The sequence below is a fragment of the Rhodanobacter soli genome (genome assembly GCF_040548735.1).
In the GTDB taxonomy this organism is placed as follows: domain Bacteria; phylum Pseudomonadota; class Gammaproteobacteria; order Xanthomonadales; family Rhodanobacteraceae; genus Rhodanobacter; species Rhodanobacter soli_A.
On sequence record NZ_JBEPSD010000009.1, the window covers coordinates 1 to 1,523 of the forward strand.

Here is a 1,523-nt window from a genome sequence, read left to right on the forward strand (position 1 = left end):
CGCAACATGACGCCATGGTCGGCCATGTCGCCCATGCCGGCGGCGCCGTCGGCGAACACGATCAGGCGGCCGCCGCGGGCGCGCACTTCCTGCAGGTTGGATTTCAGCTTGTCCAGCAGCGGGCCGTTCGGCGCCACCGCAATCACCGGCATCTTCTCGTCGACCAGGGCCAGCGGGCCGTGCTTGAGTTCGCCGGCCGGGTACGCCTCGGCGTGGATGTAGGAGATCTCCTTGAGCTTCAGCGCGCCTTCCAGCGCCACCGGGTACTGCGCGCCGCGGCCGAGGAACAGCGCGTGCTGGCGCTGGATGAATTCGCCGGCCAGTTCAATGATCGCCGGCTCCAGCTGCAAGGCGTCCTCGATCGCGCGCGGCAGGTGCTGCAGCTCGGCGCATAGCGCCACGTAACGGTCGGAGTCGAGGCCGTTGCGGCGGGCCAGCTCCAGCGCGAGCAGGGCGAGCCCGGCGAGCTGGGTGGTGAACGCCTTGGTCGAGGCCACGCCGATTTCCGGGCCGGCGCGCGTCATCAGTTTCAGGTCCGCCTCGCGCACCAGCGAGGACTCGGGCGAATTGCAGATCACCAGGGTGCCGAGGTAGCCGCGGCGGCGCGATTCGCGCAGCGCGGCCAGGGTGTCGGCGGTTTCGCCGGACTGCGAGATCGCCACGAACAAGGTGCCGGCCGGCACCACGGTCTCGCGGTAGCGGTACTCGCTGGCCACTTCCACGCTGACCGGCAACCGCGCCAACTCCTCGATCCAGTACTTGGCAACCAAGCCGGCGTGGTAGCTGGTGCCGCAGGCGATGATGTGCAGGCCGCGGGTGGCCTGCAGCAGCGCGTCGCTGTCGACGCCGAAGGTGTTCGGCAGCACGCCGTGCGGACCCAGGCGCGCCTCCAGCGTGCTGGCCACCGCGTGCGGCTGCTCGAAGATTTCCTTCTGCATGTAGTGGCGGTATTCGCCGCGCTCGACCGCGTCGGTGGACAGCTCGCTCTCGTGCACCGCCCGCTCCACCGGATGGCCGTCGAGGCCGAACACCTGCACGCCGTCGCGGGTGATCTCGACCACGTCGCCTTCGTCGAGGTACAGCATCCGGTGGGTGACCTGGATCAGCGCCTGCGCATCGGAACCGAGGAAGTTCTCGCCGATGCCGAGGCCGACCAGCAGCGGCGCGCCGCGGCGCGCCCCGACCACGCGGCCGGGCTCGTCGCGGCTGAGCACCGCGATCGCGTAGGCGCCTTCCAGTTCGCGCACGGTGGCCAGCACCGCCTCGCGCAGGCCCAGGCCCTGGTCGAGGTGGCGGTCGATCAGCGCGGCCATCACCTCGGTATCGGTCTCGGAGGTGAACGCGTGGCCGCCCGCCTGCAGCTCGGCACGCAGGCTGGCATGGTTCTCGATGATGCCGTTGTGCACGATGGCCACGCGGCCGGCGAGGTGCGGGTGCGCGTTCGCCTCGTTCGGCACGCCGTGCGTGGCCCAGCGGGTATGCGCGATGCCGGTGCCGCCGGCCAAGGGGTCGGCCAGGTACAG

General features: G+C 70.7%; 1 protein-coding gene. It reads right to left on the reverse strand.

Features of this window, described 5'->3' with window-relative positions; translation table 11 throughout:
* Positions 1 to 1,523 (reverse strand): glutamine--fructose-6-phosphate transaminase (isomerizing) (gene glmS, locus ABIE04_RS17730; RefSeq protein WP_354553272.1); only part of this gene is annotated, 1,523 nt, incomplete at both ends.